We start from the raw sequence: 19,778 nt of genomic DNA on the forward strand, positions 1-19,778 counted from the left end.
TTCTGGGTTAAATCTACGTCTACGGATTGCCCGGCATTTGCACCTACCTGAAAACTACGGCTGTAAAGCCCCAACAACCCCAAAGATTGTGCACTGGTTCCCCCAAAAGTGGTCGTTGCAGCTATTCGCTCTATTTCTCGCTTCAATTCCTGTGCTTCTTCCTGAAGTGCGTTTCTATCGGCGTCACTGTACACGCCATTGCCCGCCTGAACGGTAAGTTGCCTAAGCCGCTGCAAATTATTTGCAGTTTCATCCAGTGCGCCCTCAAAAGTTTGCACCAATGAAATGCCATCGTTTGCGTTGCGTATTCCTTGCTGAAGACCATTCACCTGTGACGTTAGCCGTTCGGATATTCTCAGTCCCGCAGCATCATCTGCCGCACGGTTGATTATTAAACCTGAGCTTAAACGTTCGAAAGAGGTGCTTTCCTGATTGCCTAGATTAAATAGCTGTCGCTGTGCATTCAGTGAACTAATATTTGTATTAACGAAGAGTCCCATTGCCCTTGATAGTCTTTATTTCTTTTTCCCTATTGAGCAATAATTCGCCACTGTTGCTTTTATAATAACAATCAGAAACTTACTACTTTGACATAGAACATTTCGGCAATTGTGCAGATAACTGTAGCTAAATTTGGATGTTAATCGTATTTAACTGAATAAAACGATTGTTTTTCCCAAAATGCATGAGAGGCCAAAATAAAAAACCGATACTTGTGATAATAAATGCTTTATTTACCTTGCTTTTTGTGTTGCACAGTAGCGTAGCCAAGTCGTTGTTCATACCCCGGAATTGGAGAGCCTTATCCGCAGATCTAAGTTTTCCACATGAGTCATACAAGGGTGACCTGAATTCGAATTGCGGGACGGTTAGCGTGTTGTTGTGTAGACTCAAAAACCCGCGGTGCTGTGATCTGACACATTCTGGTTCTGCATTGCTCCCGGCAATCTGGTTGCCCCTTCGGGTTAGGAATCCTTACACCGCCTTATACAAAAAACCCGCATTGGGTGATTGGGATTGTTGAGTTATCTTCATTACCGCACCGGGGATTACGGAATAAAAACCACTAATAAACTGCGTTGGGAACATGCAGGCAGCGAGAGGGATTGTAAAATACGTCCTGTATTCGATCTACATGGATGATGAGATGAACACCTCAAGTGCAAACGGCGTCGTAATGCGCCAATATTGATTTGACGATTCAATATAAATCACAAGAGGTGCTCAAATGAAAGTATGTTTAATTGGAATCGATTTAGCAAAGAATATTTTGCAGGTGTGTGGAGTTAACCAAGCTGGAAAACCAGTATTTAACAGAGCACTAAAACGAAATAAGTTATTGTCATTTTTGTTGGACTACCCAGACGCCACTATCGCCATGGAAGCATGTTCAGGTTCGAATTATTGGGGCCGGAAATTAGAAACGCTGAAATTTGAAATCAGGCTCATTCCACCTGTTCACGTTAAACCTTTTGTTAAAGGTAATAAGAACGACAGGAACGATGCATTTGCAATTACCGAAGCGGCGGTCAGACCAAACATGTATTTTGTAAAACCAAGGAGCCTGGAGCAAACGGAATCCTCAATGTTGCACAAAGTAAGAAGTCGCTGGGTGAACCAAAAGACAAGATTAACAAATCAGTTACGTGGATTATTGAACGAATATGGCATTGTCCTCGCGCCAGGTGATAAAGCATTAAAAAAACAGTTACCGGACATACTGGAAGATACAGAAAACGATTTAACACCAGGTATCAGGCAATTAGTCGCTAGCATTCGACAAGAATGGCGAGAGATGGAAGAGCGCTTAAATGATATTGATTCATTAATGGTTACGCAGGTGAAGTCAGACAAAGATTGCCAGAGGCTTACTCAGATTAAAGGCGTTTCGACAATCACAGCAACGGCAGTCAAAGCAAATGCTGGTGACGGTAAGCATTTTAAAAATGGACGACACTTCGCGGCGAACTTAGGTTTAGTCCCCAAAGAGCATTCAAGTGGTGGCAAGCAACAGATTAACGGCATCACTAAAAGAGGTAACCAGTATATCAGGCGATTACTCATCCAGGGTGCATGGAGTGTCTTACGTTATGCCAAACAAAGTGATGATCGCTTATCAAACTGGGCTCAAAAAGTCTCAGAGCGTAGAGGCAAACACAAAGCGGTGGTCGCCATAGCTAACAAATTGGCTCGAATAATCTGGTCAATGTTAGTCAACGAAACAGAATACAAAACTGTATAACCCTATCTATAAAGCTAGAAAGGTAATGATTTAACAGGTTAAACCGACCTCTGTGAATGCTGGTAATTACATAGAAACATTAAGTTCGAAAGGACGATTAGCAACAGAGGCGCGGTTCTCATTAGGGCCATAGTTCAGAGAAACTAATAAACAGGCCGGATATACGTAAGCAGCTTAACCAGTTAAACAGATAGAGGATAAACAAGCTGTCTAGCCTAAAAAAGCTAGACAGAGTCGAGGTGTACATATATGTAAAGAATGTAGATTTTGCAGGAGCAAAAATCTGCGGTCGCTTCGCGACCATCGCAAGCGATCTCCAAAATCGTTCCAGACGATTTTGTACTCGGGCTATCCCTGCCCTCACCTTTCAGGCCATCGTCGTTCCTCCGATGTTCTGGATTGTTCCCAACAATCCAGTCGAACCGAAGGGTTCTCACCACATACTCTCTCACCGCCATATACGAAAAAACCCGCATTGGGTGATTGGGATTATTGGATTTGTCTTCATAAATCGTAAAAGGGATTACGGAATACGTCCCTGTATTCCGCCCTTCGGGCCGTCGCAAGCGACGTTCCAGATTGCTCCCGGCAATCTGGTCGAACCCTTCGGGTTAGGAATCCTTACAGCAGCATATAAACAAAAAGGCCCCGCTCTTTCGAGCGGGGCCTTTTTGTTTATATGGCGGTGAGAGAGGGATTCGAACCCTCGTTAGGGGTTAACCTAAACACACTTTCCAGGCGTGCGCCTTCAGCCAGCTCAGCCATCTCACCTATTAACTTGTACATTTTGACATTTAAACTTCGGTGTAATCTAAATGTCGGCGCACTACCCGTGCGCGTTACTCCGGCATCCTGCCTTCGCCCTTCGGGCCATGCTTCGCATGGTCTAATTTGTTCCAGACAAATTAGTCAGCCAGCTCAGCCATCTCACCTATTAACTTGTTCTCTTTGACATTTAAACTTCGCTGCAGTCTAAATGTCGGCGCACTACTCGAGCACGTTACTCCGGCATCCTGCCTTCGCCCTTCGGGCCATGCTTCGCATGGTCTAATTTGTTCCAGACAAATTAGTCAGCCAGCTCAGCCATCTCACCTATTAACTTGTTCTATCTGACAAATTGCATTTTGTCATCAAGTTGGAATTCTCTTGTTCTAAGGCCGGGCCTCAAACAGGTCGCGTATATTAGGGTTTTCGTATTGGCGAATCAAGCCCTAATCTGCAATTAATTGACTAACTGAGTAATTGCTCGTCAATTACGCCATATTGGCTTTAAAATTCAACATTCTGTTTAGTGGGATCAAGGCTTTTTCACGCAAGGCCTCATCCACAAAAATTTCGTGACCAGAGGTATCGGTTAACGCGTTCTCAATCGCACCTAAACCATTCATCGCCATCCACGGGCAATGGGCACAACTTCTGCAGGTAGCACCGTTGCCGCCTGTTGGGGCTTCAATGAAGGTTTTACCTGGAGCAAGCTGCTGCATCTTGTAAAAAATGCCTTTGTCGGTGGCAACAATCAACTGCTGGTTGGGTAACTCTTGTGCCGCTTTAATCAGTTGTGACGTGGAGCCAACGGCGTCCGCCATCTCAACCACACTGGCAGGTGATTCAGGGTGTACCAAAATCGCCGCATCAGGGTATACCTTTTTCATATCTAACAAGGCTTTAGCAGAGAACTCATCGTGAACGATACACTCCCCTTGCCACATCAGCATATCTGCACCGGTTTGCTTGGCGATATAGTTACCAAGGTGACGATCAGGACCCCAGAGGATTTTTTCACCTTGGCTGTCCAGGTGCTCAACAACTTCCAGGGCAATACTGGAGGTGACCACCCAATCTGCTCGAGCTTTAACAGCAGCCGAAGTGTTGGCGTAGACCACAACAGTTCTGTCGGGGTGTGCTGAACAAAACTCATCGAATTCTTTAATGGGACAACCCAGGTCCAATGAGCAGGTGGCATCTAGCGTTGGCATCAGAACGGTTTTTTCCGGGCTCAATATTTTAGCGGTTTCGCCCATGAATTTTACGCCCGCGACGATTAGTGTGTCTTGCTCTGCATTTTTACCAAATCGCGCCATTTCCAGCGAGTCAGAAATAAAACCACCGCTTTCCTCTGCCAACGCCTGGATTTCCGGATCAGTGTAATAATGCGCTATTAACACCGCATTCTTCTCTTTCAGCAAAGACTTGATGCGTTGCTTGTACTCTTGCTGCTGCACCGCAGTCAATACGGGTGGCTTCACAGGAAAAGAATAATCGATATCAATTTTAGCTGGTTGGTTCATGCAACCCTAAACTCACTTAATCAAAAATTGGGCGCGAAATTATACTTTAACAAAGAAATAATTAAAGTTAATTCTGTCTAATAAAACAGCAGTAACGGTATTTAAGATCAAAAAAGCGGCCATTCGGCCGCTTCACACAAATATTATGGGCAATATTAAAATTTTAAAATACCGCCGTAGCTTCATCAGAGCAGTTGTTTGTGCCTTCCTCACAGACTTTGTAAGTAGCACCGCCACCGCCACCGAATGAGTCGGTAAAGGCACCATCATTAGCTGTGGTTACCATGCTGGTAGTACCTCGTCTGGTGCGATACACGTCAACATTACTGCCGTTCGCTCCACTCCAGCTAAGATCGACATACTTGGTACCTTTAGATTTGCTGGTGCTCAAAGATAGATTGATAGCACTGGAGACAGGCTCTGTTACCGTCACTGTTTGCGATGTTGAATCAGTGGCGCCATCGTCATCTGTCACTGTAAGAGTAACCGTATAGCTTCCTGCAGCACTGTAGTTATTTGAGGTATTCTGACCACTGCCATTACTACCATCGCCGAAACTCCAGCTATAAGACACAACACTGCCGTCAGTATCGCTACTGCCGCTGGCATCAAAGTTACAACCAAGATCCGTACAGGCATAAGTAAACGAAGCCAATGGCGCTTCATTCGGTGCACCAGTATTGTAACCAGCCACCAGGTCTACACCCGAGAAGCTACTATAGCCAATGACCGTTGCGTAGTAAGTGCCGGTTTGAGGTGCGGCAAAAGAACACTCTTCTGTATTACCTGATGCATAAGGACGGCAATCATAAGTTGTCGTGGTGGGCTGGGCACCAAATCTCACGTACAGATCCGCATCCCCCGTTCCACCTGACATATTAAACACGAGGTCAGACGCACCAGAAGGAACGTTGATCAGGTATTCAAGCTCGTCACTGGCGGCACCACTTAAACCTGACTCAGTGACACCATTGGTCAATTCCGTTGGCTCAGAAGGAGCTGGACCACCGCCAGTACAACCGTTTGTGGTTAAATAATCGATAGTGGCTTGAGTTTTAACCAGGCCGTATCCGGTTTTGTTATCACGGCCTGCAGTATCGAGATCTTCTGCTGCTGCGGCCAAAGCAGAGCGAATTTCCGCGGCACTACAGGTGGGGTGATACGACCAAACCAAAGCCGCTACCGCACTTACGTGGGGCGTCGCCATGGAGGTGCCATTGTAGTAATCCCAATCTTGATTACCCGCTTTAGATAAGCTTGCACTTAGCCCGGCTTTAGTGGCTAACTCCAGGCCAGTCGCACGGTCAACTGATGCTGTCGGTACTCCTTCAATCTTGGCGTCAAAGTCCACCAAAAATGGCGCCTGCAAGCCAGGTCTGGCGGCGTTACTGTATATAACAATACCTGCTGCATTGGCATCAGCACAGGCATTCGCTGCGCGATACTCTGGATAATTGTTTTCAGTGGAGGTGGTATTGTCGGCCTGATTCTCTGCACGTTCTACCAGACAGATCTTTCCGGTCATATCACCACAGGAATAACTGGTGCCAGAAGTGCTACATACACCTAAAATGCCAGAAACCGAACCGTCATTACCTGATGCCGCAAAAGACAAGCTGCTGTTGTAAAACAAATGAGGGACCACGCCATTAGCAAAATAATCAACTCCATCCACGCTCAATTGAGCCAACTGTCCGTCACCAATGGCAACACTAGAGAGTACGGCTTCACCGGGTCCAGATAGCTCAACCTGGTTGGTACGTTGTGAGAAATTGGCGTGCATGTTACCTGAGTCAACTGCCGCAACTGAAACCACCGCGTCATAGGATGCGGGATACGAATGTGCTGTGTTGCCATCGTTGCCGGCAGCAGCAATACTTAACACGCCTTGATTGTAATAGTTTTCAAAGGCACTGCTTTCACTGGCACTGCTACCGCTACCACCTAAACTCATGCTAACGATGTTAGAGCCTGCAGCAACACAGTCATCCACGGCAGCAATTAAGCTGGAGGAATAACCCCAACCAGATTCATTAAACACCTTGATGATATGCAGATTAACGTTGCCATTTGGTGCAACCCCCACAACACCAGAGCCGTTTGTCATACCTGCAATTGTTCCAGCAACGTGGGTACCGTGAGAGCCACCTGGTGTAGACCACTGGCCAGTGCCAGAGTCATTAGTACCGGATACCAAATTATTGCTTAAATCACTGTGGGTAATGTCATAACCAGAATCAATTATACACACCGTCTGATTACCGGCTGAGGCATCTGAAACAACATCGGCCTCTACACGACTGATACCCCAAGGTTCGATTTCAGTCAGGTCTAAATTAGTATTTAACAGCTTACGCACCTGATCCGTCTCGATGTATTCAACATTGGGGTTATTGCGCAAACCGTTCAACGCCACAGAGGGAACCTCAATGGCAAATGCATCGTGTTTAGCCAAATCGACTTTTAACTCACCGCCAGCGGCTTTGGCAGCCGCTTTGGCACTGTTTCCCTTGCCGCGCTTAAACTTAACGATAACCCGCTCCTTGGATGCACCATTGGCATTCTGCACTGCCGGAACCATATTGGTATTGTTAAGAGATAAATCTAGCTTGTCACCGGCGTACACACCGCTGGACAGTGCCAACATCGTTGCTGCTGAGACTACTTTTAATTTTGAAACCATTTTCTTCAACCTATGTCACTAATTTGTTGTTTTTTATTGTTTTAATAATTAATCACGAGATGCTTCACCTCGATACCGAACAAACATTGCGGTTATCCAGAACAATGCTCATTTGTTAAGCAATTAAACTAGTCAATTGAGTAAAATGGGGTTAGTACAGTGGCGACAGTTTTCATCAGCGCAGCGACAAATAAAACCTAAAGTGATAAATATCAATAATTTAGAAATTTAGCCTGTCGTGCTAGTGCTTGAAAATGTCGTTTTTATCTATGTCGAATAATGCTCATTTGATTGCTTCGCATTGAATCAACCCGCAAAAAGACTGGATTAGTGTTTGAAAAGGTCACAATGCAACGCCAGTACAGGAAGATATTGGGTTACTTCAGCTAATACTCGTTAACAATAAACATCTCGCTCTTACCCACAAAAACTAGCCCGGAAAGCTGCTATGACGTAACCTGACGTAAAAGTGACGTAGACAAAAACGGCCTGATTAATAAGACTTCTGTCTCATTAACCAATGAGGGCTGAAAGATGGATATGAAAATAAACGCAAGTAAAATTGTAAATTATCGCAAGGAAAAAGCCTGGAGCCAGCAACACCTGGCTGATGTTTCCGGGTTAAGCTTGCGCACTGTACAACGCATTGAAAATAATGGTTCTGGCTCACCGGACTCAATCAAAGCAATTGCGATGGCGTTTGAACTTATTCCCGGTGATCTAATGGAGTCGGTGCCAGAAATTACTGCCTCTCCTACATCGATAACAAAACGCAAAAAAGCATTAATCGCCGTTACCTGTGTGTTAGCGAGTTTAGTATTGATTTCACCGCTTACTCTGCTATCCGAAACTGGCACAACCGCAACAAGCGATGAAACGAGTACTCTTGACCTGCAAGATGACAGTAATTCCACAGAAAAAGCTCTAATTCAGCAACACGCCCTGGATTGGCTGAGCCTGGTTGATAATGGCGATTACATTGCCGGTTGGCAGGCATCTGACGCTTTAGTTCACAGTCAGGTAACAGCACAACAATGGCAAGAAGCCGTTAGCCGGGTACGAAGTGTATTCGGGAAAAACCAAAAGCGCAGCATACAATCTCTAGATGTAATGACCCAATTACCCGGACTACCGGATGGAGAATATGCCATGCTGGTTTTTAATTCCAAATTTGAAAACAAAGCCAACTCCATTGAGACACTGCCCATGAGTAAGGCGAGTGGAGAGTGGAAACCCATAGGTTATTTTATCCGATAAATCTTTCTGGTCTTTCATTATTCCCCCTCCCCTTCCTGAGCCTGAAAACTGCATCTTGTTTTTCGGGTTCGCACAACTTTAATTTTGATCCCTGGAACGAATCACACGGACATTTGTTAGCAAACCACCAATTCGACAACTGAGAATAGTGACAATAATATAAGGAAACTAAATTGGTAAACAAATGCTGGGAAGAGATAAGTGGTGGGTCGTGCTGGGTGAAGGGCGTCTCGAGACGAGCGAGGGCCCGCAGCTCGGCTAGCCCTGAACGACTGCACATGGATGTGCAGGCCGGAACGAATCACATGGACGTTTGTTAGCAAACCACCAATTCGACAACTGAGAATAGTGACAATAATGTAAGGAAACTAAACTGGTAAACAAATGCTGGGAAGAGATAAGTGGTGGGTCGTGCTGGGTGAAGGGCGTCTCGAGACGAGCGAGGGCCCGCAGCTCGGCTAGCCCTGAACGACTGCACATGGATGTGCAGGCCGGAACGAATCACATGGACGTTTGTTAGCAAACCACCAATTCGACAACTGAGAATAGTGACAATAATGTAAGGAAACTAAACTGGTAAACAAATGCTGGGAAGAGATAAGTGGTGGGTCGTGCTGGATTCGAACCAGCGACCAATTGATTAAAAGTCAACTGCTCTACCAACTGAGCTAACGACCCACATATCAGATTGTATTAGATAGATTTTTTAGAAGAAGTGGTGGGTCGTGCTGGATTCGAACCAGCGACCAATTGATTAAAAGTCAACTGCTCTACCAACTGAGCTAACGACCCTTTTCTTCTGTGCCTCTCGGCGACGGAGGCGTATAATACTTAAATATTGGCGAGGTGCAAGGATAAATTACACAAATATTGCAGAAATAGGATCGAACGATGAATATCTCCACAATTCGACCATATTTACAGCACTAATTAGCGCCTTCTCTGATATTTTTTAAACGCGTTTCAGCCAAACGCTTTTCCGAGGCGTTTGGATATTCGGCAATGACTTGCTCAAATAATTGCGTGGCTTTGGCGATATTAGAGCGTTTTTGCGCAATAACGCCCAACTTCAATATTGAGTCAGCTCGTTTACCTGAGTCAGGATAGAACTTAACAACCTGCTCAAAGTGTTGTTCAGCTGCGCCCCAATCGCGCTTATTAAACAGTAACTGCCCCAACCAATAATGTGCATTGGGTGCATATTCTGATTGTGGGTAGCTCTTTAAGAACGCCCGAAACTCTGGAATGGCTTCATCGTATTTCTTTTCTTTGAGAATAAGATTTACAGCACCATCGTACATCTCTGACTCTAGCTGTGTTTCATTGACCACAGGCTCAGATACTTCAGCTGATCTAACAGGGGCTTGGGCAAGAGATTCAACTCGACGATCGATCTCCAGATAAAGCTCCCGCTGTCGCTGCAGTATTTGTTCAAGTTTGTGGGTATGAAGTTCAACGGCACCACGTAACTCATTCACTTCCAACTGCATTTCATCCAGTTGAATTTGAATCACTTGTTGTGCATCGTTTCGTGCAGATATTGTACGCTCCAGGATCGTTAAACGTTCCATCAAGCTTTTAGAATTGAGGTTTTCAACTGGCGCTTGAGCTGCTGCAGAAGCCCCCCACAGCACCAGTGAACAACAAACTACCTTGTTTAATTTCATTGGTTAGCTTAGTTGTAGACCAAAACCGCTCTACGGTTTTGTTTGAATGCACGTTCAGTGTCACCCATAGCGACGGGCTTTTCTTCACCGTAGGAAACTACAGAGATTTGAGAAGCACTAACACCGGCGTTTTGCATGAAGGTTTCAACAGACTTAGCACGACGCTCACCCAAAGCGATATTGTACTCAGGCGTACCGCGCTTGTCACAGTGACCTTCGATAGTTACACGCTGTGAAGGGTTGTTGCGCAAAAACTCGGCATGCTCATTTAATAAGCTGTAAAATTCGCTGTTTACACTTGAACGATCAAAATCAAAGTATACAACTTGATTGCGCATCAAAGCTTCTTTTTGCTCCTGACGAATTTCTTCAGGTGACTTCTCTTTAACAACAGTGCCTACTTCAACACCCGTGTTTTCAGAACCGCTCGCGGAAGAGCTTGCGCTGGAATTAGACGCATTGCGCGCAGCCTCAGCGTCTGATGAACTTGTGCTGGATGAACAAGCCATGAGTGTGACGACTGGTAGAGCGATGAACACCCCTTTGATTATTTTATTTAGTTGCATCCTCTTGATCCTTATAATTTATGAATCTCATTTAAAAATCTTCGTTACAGTAGAAAGGGAGACCAACTGGGAGATTTCACCTCACCTTCTGCTGCAGGTAATCTTGCTTTAAAACGACCATCCAAGGACACCAATGACAACACTTGTTGGCCTTGATGTAGTGTACTGTAGATAATCATAGCTCCATTGGGTGCAATGCTCGGCGACTCATCCAGATAAGTCTTCGTTAATACTTGCATTGTACTGGTTTTAAAATCTTGTCTGGCAATATGATAGTTGCCTTGAGTGCGGTTTACCATCACCATGTCTTCTCCATTCGGAGTGACAGTTCCACCCAAGTTCATTTCGCCCTGAAAAGTTAACCTACGAACTTTACCAGATGCTAAATTTACGCGATAAATCTGAGGTTTACCACCCCGTTCTGATGTAAATATGATGCTTTTTCCGTCTGGAGTCCAACTTGGTTCTGTATCTATATACCTGTTTCGGGTCAATCTACGGGTTTCTCTACTTGCAATATCCAAAAGATAAATTTCAGTATTGCCATCTTTAGATAATACCATGGCGATTTGGCGACCATCCGGTGAGAAAACCGGTGAGCCATTAATACCCTCAAAATCAGTCAGGCGAGTTCTACTGCGATTGTAGATGTCTTGCATGAAAATCTGCGGACGACGATTCTCAAAACTAACATAAACCAGTTTGTTACCATCAGGTGACCACGAGGGTGACATCAACGGCTCTGGCGACTTCAATAATATACTCTCGTTTTCACCGTCGTAATCAGCCACGACCAATTGAAAAGGCGTTTTATTACCATCTTTACGATTTACCGTAACATAAGCGATACGTGTTCTGAATGCCCCTTTAATGCCGGTAAGTTCTTCATAAATGACATCGCTAATATAATGTGCATGACGACGAAACTTGTTGCCATCCACCACTATCTGCCGGGAATCGAGTATGTGATCTCTGGAGTCCACTAGTTTACCCGCGCTCAGCACCCGCGCGTTACCGCCCGTAATTTGACCTCGAATCACATCAATTAGCTCAAAGCTTACCAGGTAACGGTCTAATGAATATGGCTCTACCGTTCCTACCAAAATGACCTCTACGCCTTTGGATGCCCAAGCGGTGTAATCTACTTCGCCATCACTGGTAGGCAGTTGAGGCATTTCTGCTTGGGAAAGCGGATTGAATTTTCCGCTGCGCATTAAGTCAGCGGAAATCACATCGGCTAACGTGCCCGGCATAACGCCATCACCTTTCCATTTAAATGGCACAATTCCCACCGGTCTGGCTGAGTCGATGCCTTCGGTAATTACTATCTCTAACGCACTGTATGCCTTACCTGATAGTACTATCGCAGCCAGCAATAAAATTAAACTCAGTCTATTTACCAGTGTCTTATGAAATCTCATTATCTTTCTAGTCACTTGCACACCATCATGGTTTTAACGTTAAATTAATTTCTTTCATTTCAGCAAACACTTCCGGGTCAGATGACACAGGTAAAGTATCTGATTTAAGCACCGCCGAATGGGCCGAACGGCAAACATTAGCGTCGCCCTCCAATGTCGTAACCTGAGTCACTAAGCCATTGGATGCCAAACGAATATTGAGCCTGCAAGATTTGCCCTTCATAGACGGGTCCACAATCCAGTTGCGCTTTATCGTCTGCTCAATCAATGCCGTATATTTACCAATCTCCGACATGACCTGTCTTTGCCTTCTGGCATTTCGAGCGGCTTGCTCTACCTTCAATTGCTCTTCTAATATGCGCTCTTGTTCTGCCTTTTCAAGCGCTTCTTGTGCTTTTCGTTCAGCTTCTTCTTTGGCTTTTTGTTCGGCTTCTTTGCGCTTTTTTTCTGCTTCTGCTTTTTTGCGTTCAGCTTCTTTGCGCTCCCGCTCTTTGCGTTCCCGCTCAGCTTTTTCGCGTTTTGCTTTTTCTGCGGCTTCCCGCTTTTTGCGCTCAGCTTCTGCAGCTGCCCGTTTTTGCTCTTCTTGCTTGCGCTTGCGGGCTTCGGCTGCAGCCTGCTCTGCTCGACGAACGTCTTCTTCCCGCTCGCGGATGCGACGTTGTTGTTCTTCTTTCTTACGTCGGTCTGCCTCAAGCTTTTGTTGCTTTTCTTGCTCTATTTTTTGTAACTGTTGATTAATCACCGCAGCATCCACCACCACGGCATTAATGGGTTGGGCGGTATTATTTGATTCAGGTAGCTGAGGAGTGGGTGAAAAGTGCACACTCACCACCAACACCGTGCCCAATACAAGGTGTAAAACAAAAGATTTACCTACAGGGTGCAACAACCAATTCATGCTTCAGGCATATCTGTCATTAATCCAACCGACGGTGCACCCGCTCGTTGCAGTAACACCATTAGCTGTACAACATTGTTATAAGGTACATTACCGTCGCCTTTGACCACCACCGGTGTATCGGGCTCTTTTTGCAGATGCTTAGCCACTAAAACTGCCAAATCTTCTGCCGATAGCGGATCTTTCTGCGTATCCCCCACATTGAGATAGTATTTACCCTCAGCGTCCACAGAAGCGATAAGCGGAGGTTTAGTGTCCTCTTTTAACGGCTCTGCTTCTGCTTTGGGGAGGTCTACCTTAACGCCTTGCGTAACCAGCGGCGCTGTAACCATAAATATGATCAGCAATACCAACATCACATCAATGTAGGGAACGACGTTAATCTCAGAAACGGGACGTCGGCGCTTTCTTACATAAACAACCATACGGAGGCTCCCGGTTATTGCCCGTCTTTACTGTTTGCCAGTGCTTGCCTGTGCAGAATACTGGAAAACTCTTCCATAAAATTGGCGTAGTTATTCTCTAACTTCTCAACTTGATGACTGAAACGGTTGTAAGCTATTACCGCAGGAATGGCGGCAAACAACCCCATTGCTGTAGCAATAAGCGCCTCCGCGATACCCGGCGCGACCATGGCCAACGTTGCCTGGTGTTGCCCACCCAATGCGATAAAGGAGTTCATGATCCCCCACACAGTACCAAACAGGCCGATATAAGGGCTGATGGACCCTGCGGTCGCTAAGAAGGGTAAGTGACTTTCAAGACTGTCCACTTCGCGAGATAAAGAGACTCGCATAGCACGATGGGTGCCATCCATAATAGCATCGGGATGAGTAGTAGAGCTTTTGCTTAGTCTGACAAATTCCTTAAATCCGGCGCAAAACAAGCTGGCTAAGCCACCTATTGACTGTCTGGCCGATAATTCTTGATAGAGTCGATTCAGATCAGCACCCGACCAAAAGCGGTCTTCAAACTTTTTAATTTCACTGCTGGCTTGCGATAGCGCTTTGTTGCGTTGAAAAATAAACGCCCACGAAACAACAGATATAATGAGTAGCGTCAGCATGACCAGTTGCACAAGGATACTGGCCTGCCAAAACAGGTCGAAAAAGGATAGCTCAGACGACACGAGTAAGTTCCCCTAATATTGATTTCGGAATAGCCAGTGGTCGCATCTTTTCTAAATCGACACAAGCTACCCGGATTAACGCACTGGCCAACTTATTGTTGCTTTGATTGTGTATATCCTGTTGGAATACCAAGCTGGCACGTTTTAATTCTACAATTTGGCTGGAAATACACAACAAATCATTAAATTTGCCGGGCTGTAGATTTTCCATTTCCACCTGTCTGACCACAAAACCGATAGATTGTTGCAATAAATCTGGCTGTTCGATACCCAGACTTCTCAGCCACTCAGTTCTGGCTCGCTCCATAAATTTGAGATAGTTAGCGTAATAAACAATTCCGCCTGCGTCAGTATCTTCGTAATACACCCTGACTTGCCATTTATGCATATTGCGTCTCTGACTATTTTTGCCGTTGTGATTTGCCAGTAAGATAACACAGTTGTGAAAGGCTTGATTCAGTTTAAATTCATTTATCGCTGTCTTTTACTTTTAAGGGGTTAAAGTCATTAAACATAAACACCATGCAATAACCCAACATTAAACAGTAAAGTTATGAAATATATAAAATTTTTAAATCAACATTGAAATTAACCTTGCTTTCAACACCGAAAAAAAGGCTCTTAAGATTAAATTTTTTGAAACAAATAACATTCAGCAAGGCTTCCGCTTCAAATCTCCACCTAAGCAGCTCCAGCAAGACATAAATTCATGCATCACAAGAGACCCAAAAATATGTAAACACCTGTATTTATTGGTTTATTTTTATTATTTGCACACAATTAGAACAATCCAAAAGATTATTAACGAATAGTTAACATTAGTTTATCTAATGCGAAAGATGAATTTATTTCAGTTGAAGGTTTGCAGGACCACTGTACAATGCACGCATCTTCAGAGAGGCAGGTAACTGTTTAATTTGCACAGCAGTTCTTCAACTTGATTCTCATGGATATGTTCCTTGGATTTATTTTCCTTCAACACTTGTTGTTTTCGCCCGCTTAGCTTTTAAGCGGGCATTTTTCTTTCTACGTCCCTTAAAATTTCCAGTCGGCTACACCAGAAATAACCGTTAATTTGATTCGGGATTTTCGTAACTCAATCCAAAATGGCTAAAGGTACGCTGAGTTGCAATGCGCCCTCTGGGTGTGCGCTGTAAAAACCCTTGCTGAATCAAAAAAGGCTCAATGACATCTTCAATGGTATCTTTTGCTTCACCGATGGCTGCCGCTAGATTGTCAAGGCCCACAGGCCCGCCAGCAAACTTTTCCAGAATGGCTGAAAGCAGTTTTCTATCCATATAGTCAAAGCCCTCAGCATCCACATGAAGCATATCCAGCGCTTTTGCTGCGATACTTTTATCAACAACACCAGTGCCTTTAACATCAGCGTAGTCTCGCACGCGGCGTAACAATCGATTGGCAATTCTCGGCGTACCTCGAGATCTGGCCGCGATTTCAAACGCCCCTGGCTCGTCCAACTCCATGTTTAAATAGCGCGCTGAACGGGCAATAATACTGGCTAAGTCTTTGACATTATAAAATTCAAGACGCTGAACAATGCCAAATCGGTCTCTCAGTGGTGAAGTTAAAGAGCCGGCTCTTGTCGTAGCACCTATCAAGGTAAAAGGCGGTAAATCTAGTTTAATCGACCTCGCTGCGGGTCCCTCTCCTATCATAATATCTAATTGATAGTCTTCCATCGCTGGATAGAGCACTTCCTCCACAACCGGACTTAACCTATGTATCTCGTCAATAAACAGCACATCGTGTGCTTCCAGGTTGGTTAACATGGCCGCCAGATCGCCGGCTTTTTCCAAAACCGGGCCAGATGTGGTTTTAATATTTACCTCAAGTTCATTAGCCACGATATTGGCCAGCGTGGTTTTCCCAAGTCCGGGCGGCCCAAAAATAAGTAAGTGATCTAATGCGTCCTGGCGTTGTCTGGCCGCCTGAATAAAAATCTCCATCTGATCACAGACGTGATCTTGCCCGGTATAATCCGCAAGTAATTTGGGCCGTATGGCTCTATCGACTGCCTCCTCTTCATTTTTTACGTCAGAGGAGATAATACGGTCGGCTTCTATCATGTCGCTATCTCTAATATAAAATCAGGCTCAAAAATAAAATCAGGCAACACTTTTCAGCGCATCTCGAATAAGCTCTTCTGCTGAAGCCGCTTCAGTAAATACCGTTTTTAACATCTTCTCAGCCTGAGGCGGCTTATAACCTAGCGCCAACAATGCACTCAGTGCCTCATCTCGGGCACTGCCAATAGCCGTAGGAACAGCCAATTCACCTATATCCAGCGGTGTAACTGCCATGGCCTCAACATTACCAAACACCGTTTTCAAACGGTCCTTCATTTCCACCAATAAGCGTTCAGCGGTCTTTTTCCCCACGCCAGGAAGTTTGACTAAGGAAGAAACATCCCCTTGGTTGACCACTTGAGCGAATTGTCCGGCAGTCATACCCGACATTATGGTCAGTGCCATTTTAGGCCCCACGCCGTTTGCCTTGATGAGTTCCCGAAAAAGTGCCCGCTCTTGTCGGTCAGCAAAGCCAAATAACAACTGGGCATCTTCCCGCACCACAAAGTGGGTATACACCACCACTTCTGCGCCAAGCTCGGGTAACTGGTATAAGCTCGTCATGGGCATCTGGATTTCGTATCCCACACCAGATACGTCGATCAATACTTCTGGCGGGAGTTTTTCCACTAACGTGCCACGAATACGACCTATCATGCTCTACCTCTTTCTTAGTTATTATTATAACGAACTGTTTTTTTATACAGTATCAGTGCAGCACGCTCAGCGCAAGCGTCCTCGTACGGTTTTAGAGGCTTGCCCGGCTAATTTAATCAGGTTTTGTTGGGTGTGGAGGTGACATAAGGCAACCGCTAATGCATCAGCAGCATCAGACTGGGGTTTTTTATTGAGATTCAGTAAATGCATTACCATGTGCTGCACCTGGGCTTTTTCAGCACTGCCTTTGCCCACTACGGATTGTTTGATTTGTCTGGCAGAATACTCTGCCACTGGCAGACTCTTTTGCGTTGCGGCGACAATTGCCGCGCCACGAGCCTGACCGAGCTTCAGCGCTGAATCGGGGTTTTTCGCCATAAACACTTGTTCAATGGCAAATTGCGCAGGTTGATACTGCTCAATGACTTGCGTTACTCCGGCAAAAATCTGCTCAAGTCGTTCAGCCAGCCCCTCCCCTTGCACCCGGATGCAACCGCTGCCGAGGTAGCGAGTTTTATTTGCACTTTGCTCGATAATGCCAAAACCTGTTACCCGAGATCCGGGATCAATCCCTAAAATAATCGCCAAAACAGGCCTCGTAGTTCATTAACCAAATTCATGTATAAATGATTAACAGAGATTTAAAAAGTGATTTTCTATGGCTTCTTTATTACTTTGTGACCACACTTTTTGCTGTGCTTCAGCCGGACTTAACCAACAATGAGTTAGGTGCTCGGTAAGGACGATTGGCGTGGTGCTATCCACGCAAACCGTAAAGACATATTCGGTATTAGTAAACTCACCGGGAGGATATTTGTAACGCCATTGAGGCCTGATTTCAAACTGATTAATAACACGAGTATCTACAAGCTCATAACCGGAGCCAATAATATCAATACCCGTCTCTTCATGAACCTCTCGCGCCGCCGTTTCGATAGGCAGCTCTTCAAGCTCAATGGTGCCTGTTACCGATTGCCAAAAGTCGGGATCATCCTTGCGCTGCAGTACCAGAACCCGATCTTGTGGATCATAGATCAGCACTAAAACGGATTCTGGTCGCTTATATCCCATAGTTTATTCGCTGTCCTTGACGATGGAAGCAATAGCCAATTCCTGCAGTTGTTGCGGATTGGCAAATCCGGGAGCATCTGTCAGAGGACAGGCAGCCGTGGTGGTTTTCGGGAATGCCATCACGTCGCGAATAGACTCAGAGCCGGTCATCAACATCACCATGCGATCTAAGCCGAACGCCAATCCTGCGTGCGGTGGCGCACCAAACTTCAGTGCATCCAATAAGAAGCCAAACTTCTCACGGGCTTCTTCGGCATCAATACCCAAAATAGAAAACACCTGCTGCTGCATATCCTGATTGTGGATACGCACCGAGCCACCACCTAATTCAACGCCATTTAAAACCATGTCATAGGCATCAGAAAGCGCTGTTCCAGGTGCCTGAGCCAGCTCTTCTGGTGTCATATTGCGTGGCGCAGTAAATGGGTGATGCAAAGCGTGGAATTGGCCGTCGATTTCTTCGAACATAGGGAAATCCACAACCCATAAAGGACGCCATTCACCTTGCAATAAATCCAGATCCGTGCCCAGTTTTAACCGCAGTGCCCCCAAAGCCTCACACACTACTGTGTAGGAATCAGCACCAAATAACAGAATATCGCCGGTTTCAGCGCCCGTTCTTTGCAACAGCGCTGTAGCGACCTCTTCAGATAAAAATTTCAGAATCGGAGATTGCAAGCCGTCCATTCCGGCGTCTTTGTCATTTACCTTCAACCAGGCCAGGCCCTTGGCACCATAGATGCCGACAAACTTGCCATATTCATCAATGTTTTTACGCGACAGGCTGGCACCACCTGGTACGCGGATAACCGCAACGCGCCCTTTGGGATCGTTAGCCGGGCCACTAAACACTTTAAAATCGACGTCTTTAACCAGATCAGCAACGTCGACGATTTCTAGTGGGTTGCGTAAATCTGGCTTATCACTGCCGTAACGCTGCATTGCCTCGGCATAAGACATTTTTGGAAACTCGCCCAGTTCCACGTCCAATAAATCATTGAACAAACCACGCACCATCTCTTCAGTAACGGCCATCACACCATCAGCGTCCATGAAGGTGGTTTCGATATCAATTTGGGTAAACTCTGGCTGTCTGTCGGCGCGTAAATCTTCGTCACGGAAACACTTTACGATTTGGTAATAGCGATCCATGCCCGACATCATCAGCAGCTGTTTGAACAGCTGAGGAGACTGTGGCAATGCGAAAAATTGACCTTTGTGCGTACGACTGGGCACCAGATAGTCACGGGCGCCTTCAGGAGTAGCCTTGGTCAGAATGGGGGTTTCAATGTCCAGGAAGCCGTTTTCATCCAGGAAATTGCGCACCGCGCTGGTAACGCGGGCGCGGAATTTGATTTTATCAGACATCTCAGGACGACGTAAATCAAGGTAACGATAGCGCAAACGCTGTTCTTCAGAATTTTCCTGATTGAAGTCCAATGGCAACACATCGGCTTTGCTCAATATTTCCAGACCTTTACCCAGGATCTCGATTTCACCAGTGCGCATCTGCTTGTTGATCTGACCTTCCGGTCTGGCGCGCACAAGCCCTTCGATTTTTACGCAGAATTCCTGACGCAAGGAGTTTGCCGTATCAAATAACTCAGGCAAATCCGGATCGTAAACCACCTGAACAATTCCTTCTCGATCCCGTAAATCAAGGAAGATAACTCCCCCCAAATCACGACGACGATTTACCCAGCCACACAATGTCACTGTCTGACCTACATAACTTGCATCTATATTTCCGCAATAATTGGTGCGCATTAAAAAACCTTTATTTCTTAACAACCGATGAATTCCGATATCACT

General features: G+C 45.5%; 16 protein-coding genes, 3 tRNA genes and 1 pseudogene. 2 read left to right on the top strand and 18 right to left on the bottom strand.

What is annotated here, in order from left to right:
• Positions 1 to 107: 107 nt before the first annotated feature.
• Positions 108 to 500, bottom strand: a pseudogene (locus AABA75_RS21430) (flagellin FliC); the annotation flags it as partial.
• A 728-nt stretch (positions 501 to 1,228) separates the two neighbouring features.
• Here AABA75_RS21430 and AABA75_RS14275 point away from each other — a divergent pair.
• Positions 1,229 to 2,242, top strand: coding sequence for an IS110 family transposase (locus AABA75_RS14275; RefSeq protein WP_338293280.1), 1,014 nt, complete (start codon positions 1,229 to 1,231; stop codon positions 2,240 to 2,242).
• 680 nt (positions 2,243 to 2,922) lie between these two features.
• Here AABA75_RS14275 and AABA75_RS14280 read toward each other — a convergent pair.
• From AABA75_RS14280 to AABA75_RS14290, 3 genes are all read right to left on the bottom strand, one after another.
• Positions 2,923 to 3,013: transfer RNA gene (locus AABA75_RS14280), tRNA-Ser, on the bottom strand.
• 482 nt (positions 3,014 to 3,495) lie between these two features.
• Complete coding sequence (gene nadA / locus AABA75_RS14285) at positions 3,496 to 4,530, bottom strand: quinolinate synthase NadA (RefSeq protein ID WP_338293281.1); 1,035 nt, start codon at positions 4,528 to 4,530, stop codon at positions 3,496 to 3,498.
• Between the two features lie 163 nt (positions 4,531 to 4,693).
• Positions 4,694 to 7,213 carry a S8 family serine peptidase gene (locus tag AABA75_RS14290; RefSeq protein ID WP_338293282.1) on the bottom strand — a complete coding sequence of 840 codons (2,520 nt, stop codon included), beginning with the start codon at positions 7,211 to 7,213 and terminating at the stop codon, positions 4,694 to 4,696.
• 540 nt (positions 7,214 to 7,753) lie between these two features.
• On the opposite strand from AABA75_RS14290, the gene AABA75_RS14295 reads away from it, so the two are divergent.
• A complete protein-coding gene (locus tag AABA75_RS14295) occupies positions 7,754 to 8,470 on the top strand; it encodes a DUF4019 domain-containing protein (RefSeq protein ID WP_338293283.1) in 717 nt (238 codons plus the stop codon).
• Between the two features lie 602 nt (positions 8,471 to 9,072).
• Here AABA75_RS14295 and AABA75_RS14300 read toward each other — a convergent pair.
• From AABA75_RS14300 to aspS, 14 genes are all read right to left on the bottom strand, one after another.
• A tRNA-Lys gene (locus AABA75_RS14300) sits at positions 9,073 to 9,148 on the bottom strand.
• A 38-nt stretch (positions 9,149 to 9,186) separates the two neighbouring features.
• Positions 9,187 to 9,262 (bottom strand) — tRNA-Lys (locus AABA75_RS14305).
• Between the two features lie 134 nt (positions 9,263 to 9,396).
• Positions 9,397 to 10,137: a tol-pal system protein YbgF gene (gene ybgF, locus AABA75_RS14310; protein WP_338293284.1), complete on the bottom strand. Its 741-nt coding sequence runs from the start codon at positions 10,135 to 10,137 to the stop codon at positions 9,397 to 9,399.
• Between the two features lie 8 nt (positions 10,138 to 10,145).
• A complete protein-coding gene (pal, locus tag AABA75_RS14315) occupies positions 10,146 to 10,703 on the bottom strand; it encodes a peptidoglycan-associated lipoprotein Pal (protein WP_338293286.1) in 558 nt (185 codons plus the stop codon).
• 44 nt (positions 10,704 to 10,747) lie between these two features.
• The gene (gene tolB / locus AABA75_RS14320; RefSeq protein WP_338293287.1) at positions 10,748 to 12,124 is read right to left on the bottom strand and encodes a Tol-Pal system beta propeller repeat protein TolB; all 1,377 of its coding nucleotides are present in this window, start codon (positions 12,122 to 12,124) and stop codon (positions 10,748 to 10,750) included.
• A gap of 25 nt (positions 12,125 to 12,149) precedes the next feature.
• The gene (tolA, locus tag AABA75_RS14325) at positions 12,150 to 13,022 is read right to left on the bottom strand and encodes a cell envelope integrity protein TolA (protein WP_338293288.1); all 873 of its coding nucleotides are present in this window, start codon (positions 13,020 to 13,022) and stop codon (positions 12,150 to 12,152) included.
• Positions 13,019 to 13,447: a protein TolR gene (tolR, locus tag AABA75_RS14330; RefSeq protein WP_338293289.1), complete on the bottom strand. Its 429-nt coding sequence runs from the start codon at positions 13,445 to 13,447 to the stop codon at positions 13,019 to 13,021. The genes tolA and tolR overlap by 4 nt, the downstream gene beginning before the upstream one ends.
• Before the next feature lie 14 nt (positions 13,448 to 13,461).
• Positions 13,462 to 14,151, bottom strand: coding sequence for a protein TolQ (gene tolQ / locus AABA75_RS14335; protein WP_338293290.1), 690 nt, complete (start codon positions 14,149 to 14,151; stop codon positions 13,462 to 13,464).
• Positions 14,141 to 14,539, bottom strand: a complete 399-nt coding sequence (gene ybgC, locus AABA75_RS14340; RefSeq protein ID WP_338293291.1) for a tol-pal system-associated acyl-CoA thioesterase — start codon at positions 14,537 to 14,539, stop codon at positions 14,141 to 14,143. The genes tolQ and ybgC overlap by 11 nt, the downstream gene beginning before the upstream one ends.
• Positions 14,540 to 15,221: 682 nt before the next feature.
• On the bottom strand, positions 15,222 to 16,238 hold the full coding sequence (gene ruvB, locus AABA75_RS14345) for a Holliday junction branch migration DNA helicase RuvB (protein WP_338293292.1): 1,017 nt from the start codon (positions 16,236 to 16,238) through the stop codon (positions 15,222 to 15,224).
• 39 nt (positions 16,239 to 16,277) lie between these two features.
• Complete coding sequence (gene ruvA / locus AABA75_RS14350) at positions 16,278 to 16,895, bottom strand: Holliday junction branch migration protein RuvA (protein ID WP_338293293.1); 618 nt, start codon at positions 16,893 to 16,895, stop codon at positions 16,278 to 16,280.
• Positions 16,896 to 16,961: 66 nt separating this feature from the next.
• Complete coding sequence (ruvC, locus tag AABA75_RS14355) at positions 16,962 to 17,483, bottom strand: crossover junction endodeoxyribonuclease RuvC (protein WP_338293294.1); 522 nt, start codon at positions 17,481 to 17,483, stop codon at positions 16,962 to 16,964.
• A gap of 42 nt (positions 17,484 to 17,525) precedes the next feature.
• Complete coding sequence (gene nudB / locus AABA75_RS14360) at positions 17,526 to 17,966, bottom strand: dihydroneopterin triphosphate diphosphatase (RefSeq protein WP_338293295.1); 441 nt, start codon at positions 17,964 to 17,966, stop codon at positions 17,526 to 17,528.
• Positions 17,967 to 17,969: 3 nt separating this feature from the next.
• Positions 17,970 to 19,733, bottom strand: a complete 1,764-nt coding sequence (gene aspS, locus AABA75_RS14365; RefSeq protein WP_338293296.1) for an aspartate--tRNA ligase — start codon at positions 19,731 to 19,733, stop codon at positions 17,970 to 17,972.
• Between the last annotated feature and the right edge of the window lie 45 nt (positions 19,734 to 19,778).

Source organism: Planctobacterium marinum, from assembly GCF_036322805.1.
Lineage (GTDB): Bacteria > Pseudomonadota > Gammaproteobacteria > Enterobacterales > Alteromonadaceae > Planctobacterium > Planctobacterium marinum_A.